Source organism: Nonomuraea cypriaca, assembly GCF_015645445.1.
GTDB lineage: Bacteria > Actinomycetota > Actinomycetes > Streptosporangiales > Streptosporangiaceae > Nonomuraea > Nonomuraea cypriaca.
This window is the reverse complement of record NZ_JADOGI010000428.1, coordinates 1-3,984: the sequence shown is the minus strand read 5'-3', so window position 1 is coordinate 3,984 and position 3,984 is coordinate 1. Positions and strand designations below refer to the sequence as shown.

Here is a 3,984-nt window from a genome sequence, read left to right as displayed (position 1 = left end):
GCGTCGGAGGCTGCGTTTCGGGGGCTGGGCCGGTCGTTCCGGGTGATGGGGGTTATGTGCTTGGTGCTCGTGCGGTCCATCCGGGGGGCGACCAGACAGGTGTGGCGGCGGGTGCGGCGTGTGGTCACAACCCGGCCTTGCTTGTGCGAGATCGCGCCACCGAAGTGCTCGGCCGGTGGGCGGGCACGCTCGTCGACGAACCGATCGCCATCGACGACAGGCACCTGACGAGCCCGATGGTGGCCGCCGTCGGTGCGATCGAGGTGACCGTACACGGCTGGGACGTGGCCAGAGCGTGCGGCGAGCACCGTCCGATCCCGACGCTCATGGCCGCGGAACTCCTGGACCTGGCCCGGTTGTTCGTCACCCGGCACGACCGCCCGAGCAGGTTCGCGGCGCCTCTGAACGTGCCCGCCCACGCACCCGCCCAGGACCATATCCTCGCCTACCTGGGCCGGGACCCGAACTGGCCCTGCCAGCCATGAAGGGGGCCGGTCTGCACTTTCCGCCGGAACGCCGTACGATCAGCATGTACGGCAACACAGAGCTGCGACTCGGTACGGCTCGGCCGATACGGTAGAGAAGATCGTAAGCGGGCACCGGCCACGACACCCAGTCCACACGGTGCCAGAGCGACGGATATCCGTCCGGTCCGGTCAGCGGGGCGGCGATGCTGATCGCCTTGACCAGGCCGACGAACGTGGTGGCGACGACCGTTCTTCGTGCGGCCGTCGCCACCACCACGTCCGCCCAGCCACCCCAGCCCTGCCGCCCCGGCCCCACTACAGCTCCGGTCACCACCAGGGCCGGTCATCCGTCGTGCCGCCGGTCAGGCGCCCACTGCGGCGTAGCCACCACCAGGGCCGGTCAGGGTTTCCAGGACCTGTTCGCCGTATTTGGCCAGTTTGTTTTCGCCTACGCCGTTCACCTGGCTCAGCTCCGCGAGGGAGGAGGGTGACCTGGTGGCGATCTCCCGGAGGGTCGCGTCGTGGAAGATGACGTAGGCCGGGACGCCCTGCTCCTTGGCGGTGGCCCCGCGCCAGGCCCGCAGGCGTTCGAAGATCGGGACGACCTCCTCGGGTAGCTCCACCGCGGCAGGGGCGGACTTGCCGGAGGTGGGTTTGGCGGCGCGGGCGGGACGGAGTGTATCGCGGCGCAGCGGCACCTCCCGGTCGCCTCGCAACACCGTCGCGCTGGCGTCGGTCAGCTCCAGCGCCCCGTAGTTGGACTCCACCGCCAGCAGGCCCTGCGCGAGCAGTTGGCGCACCACCCCGTGCCACTCGGCGTTGCCCAGCTCGGTGCCGATCCCGAACACCTTCAAGGTCTCGTGGCCGTGCTGCAGCACCTTGGCCGTCTTCTTCCCGAGCAGGATGTCGACGACCTGCCCCACCCCGAACTTCTGCCGCCGCTCCCGCGCCAGCCGGTAGACGGTGGAGAGCACCTTCTGTGCAGGGATCGTGCCGTCCCACGACTCGGGAGGGGTCTGGCAGGTGTCGCAGTTGCCGCACGGCTCGGCGCCCTTCTGACCGAAGTAGTCGAGCAGCATCACGCGGCGGCACCCCACCGTCTCGCACAGCGCCAGCATGGCGTCCAGATGGAGCACCTGGCGGCGGCGGTGCGCCTCGTCGCCCTCCATCGCCATCCGCCGGTGCTGCACCACGTCCTGCAGGCCGTAGGCCATCCACGCGGTGGCGGGCAGCCCGTCGCGCCCCGCCCGCCCGGTCTCCTGGTAGTAGCCCTCCACGGACTTGGGCAGGTCGAGGTGGGCGACGAAGCGTACGTCAGGCTTGTCGATGCCCATGCCGAACGCGATCGTGGCCACCACGATCAGCCCGTCCTCGCGCAGGAAGCGCGCCTGGTGCGTGGCGCGGGTGCGGGCGTCGAGCCCCGCGTGGTACGGCACCGCGGCGATGCCGTTGTCCACCAGGAACTCGGCGATCTTCTCGACCGACGACCGCGACATGCAGTAGACAATGCCCGCCTCGTCGGGATGCTCGGTGCGCAGGAAGTCGAGGAGCTGCCGCTTGGGCTCGCTCTTCGCGGTGATGCGGTAGTGGATGTTGGGCCGGTCGAAGCCGGCCACGAAATGGCGGGCCTGGTCCAGACCGAGCCTGGAGGAGATCTCGGCGTGCGTGGCCGGCGTCGCGGTGGCGGTCAGGGCGATGCGCGGCACGTCGGGCCAGCGCTCGCGCAGCGAGGACAACTCCAGGTAGTCGGGACGGAAGTCGTGGCCCCACTGCGCCACGCAGTGGGCCTCGTCGATGGCGAACACCGCGATGTCGCCCTTGGCGAGCAGCCGCAGCGTGGCCTCCACGCGCAGTCGCTCGGGCGCCAGATAGAGCAGGTCCAGCTCCCCGGCCAGGAACTCGGCCTCCACGAGTTGGCGCTCGCCGAAGTCCTGCGTCGAGTTGAGGAACCCCGCACGCACGCCCAGCGCCCGCAGCGCGTCGACCTGGTCCTGCATCAGCGCGATCAGCGGCGAGATCACCACGCCCACCCCCGGGCGCACCAGGGCGGGGATCTGGTAACAGAGTGACTTGCCGCCGCCGGTGGGCATGAGGACGAGCGCGTCGCCACCGGACACGACATGATCGATGATTTCTTGCTGACCCGCCCGGAACGAGTCGTAGCCGAACACGCGGTGCAGAGCCTCGGTGGGGGTATCCATGCGGCTACCTTACGTGTTCGGGCGCGGGCGCATCGCCGGTTCGGCCAAGGGCGATCGCTGATTCGGCCAAGGGCGATCGGCAAGGGTCCCGCCAAGACCGTCGAGAGGATCTGACCGAATCGTCTGTCGAACGCCGTTCCCGAGTGGTGAACCGGTGGAGGGTGGGTGACGTCATTAGCACGCCGAACCGGCGGGAACGCCTGCAGCGAAGTCGGTGGTGGGCGACGAGAGGTGCTCCATCTGCGCTTCGGTTATGCGGAGGGGCCGCCGGCTTGGGTGCGGATCCTTCCCGGTTGCCGGCCCTCGGTGAACAACGGGGTGCTTGTGGGGGATCTGGATGATGCGCTCGTCGATCGGATAAGTCGGCTGGTGCCGCCTGCCTGAGGTGGATGGGTCGGCTGACGCCGCCTGCCTGAGGCCCGCCTGCCCGCCAGGGCCTGGCCGGACCGCCGCCAGCAGCCAGAACGGCCGCTCGCGCAGCGCGGCCCCGACGATCTCACGCCGGTCCACCTGCGGCGGCGCCCCCCGGCTGCGTACGGCGAACAGGTGCAGGGGCACGCACACGGCTGCGTACCCGATGGCGAGGATGACCAGCGTCGGCCGCCACCCGTACAGGTCGACGAGGAGACCCGTCAGCGGCAGGAAGATGCTGGAGGCGAACCCCGCCACCACCGTCACCGCCAGCAGCGCCGGTCCCCGCCGCGCAGCGTCGAACCAGGCCACGATGACGGCGAAGGCGGCCTCGTAGAGGACCATCGCCGACGCCACGCCGAGCACCACGCACACCAGGTACAGCTGGGCCACAGACTGCACCTGTGACCACGCCAGCACCGCCAGGGCGCCCAGGGCGGACCCGGCCGTCATCAGCCCGCGCCCGCCGTGCCGGTCCAGCCAGCGGCCGATGGCGGGCGCCGCCACGCCCGAGATGAGCACAGCCAGCGTGATCGCCCCGGTGAGCTCCGCCACCTCGGCGTCCAGCTCCCGCGACATCGGCGTGATAAACACCGAAAACGCATAATAGAGAACGCCGTAACCTGCGGTCTGGGTGATCGCGAGTGCGCCGATCATGCGTGCGGGCGACTTCAGGCCGGGAGTGGCGATCACGGGAGGTTAATTCCCGTTCACCGTAAGGAAATACGGTGATAAATATCACGCTGCACTCATGAATTAAGCCGTACGCACATATAGCGTAGGCATTCAGCAGCTCACGATCTTGCTGGCGTGAGCACCGCCCGCGCGATGGGATGATCTTTGGGTGTCGAAGACCCCGGAGCGCCGCCCGTCGTATGACGAGCTGGCCGCGCTGGTGGTCCGGC

Annotated in this window: 3 protein-coding genes; 1 reads left to right on the top strand and 2 read right to left on the bottom strand. The window is 69.5% G+C overall.

All coding sequences use genetic code 11. From position 1 onward, the window contains the following. The first annotated feature begins 137 nt into the window (after positions 1-137). On the top strand, positions 138-485 hold the full coding sequence (locus ITP53_RS54295) for a DinB family protein (protein WP_195903297.1): 348 nt from the start codon (positions 138-140) through the stop codon (positions 483-485). A 344-nt stretch (positions 486-829) separates the two neighbouring features. Here the strand turns inward: ITP53_RS54295 and recQ are convergent, their stop codons facing one another. Together recQ and ITP53_RS54285 are read right to left on the bottom strand one after the other, a co-directional pair. Beyond that, complete coding sequence (gene recQ / locus ITP53_RS54290) at positions 830-2,668, bottom strand: DNA helicase RecQ (RefSeq protein ID WP_195903296.1); 1,839 nt, start codon at positions 2,666-2,668, stop codon at positions 830-832. Positions 2,669-2,842: 174 nt separating this feature from the next. Continuing rightward, positions 2,843-3,736, bottom strand: coding sequence for an MFS transporter (locus tag ITP53_RS54285; RefSeq protein WP_195903298.1), 894 nt, complete (start codon positions 3,734-3,736; stop codon positions 2,843-2,845). Between the last annotated feature and the right edge of the window lie 248 nt (positions 3,737-3,984).

What these genes read in the sequence shown, in the direction of transcription:
- ITP53_RS54285 (WP_195903298.1), bottom strand. Translation starts at nt 3,736, where the DNA reads ATGATCGGCGCACTCGCGATCACCCAGACCGCAGGTTACGGCGTTCTC.
- recQ (WP_195903296.1), bottom strand. Translation starts at nt 2,668, where the DNA reads ATGGATACCCCCACCGAGGCTCTGCACCGCGTGTTCGGCTACGACTCG.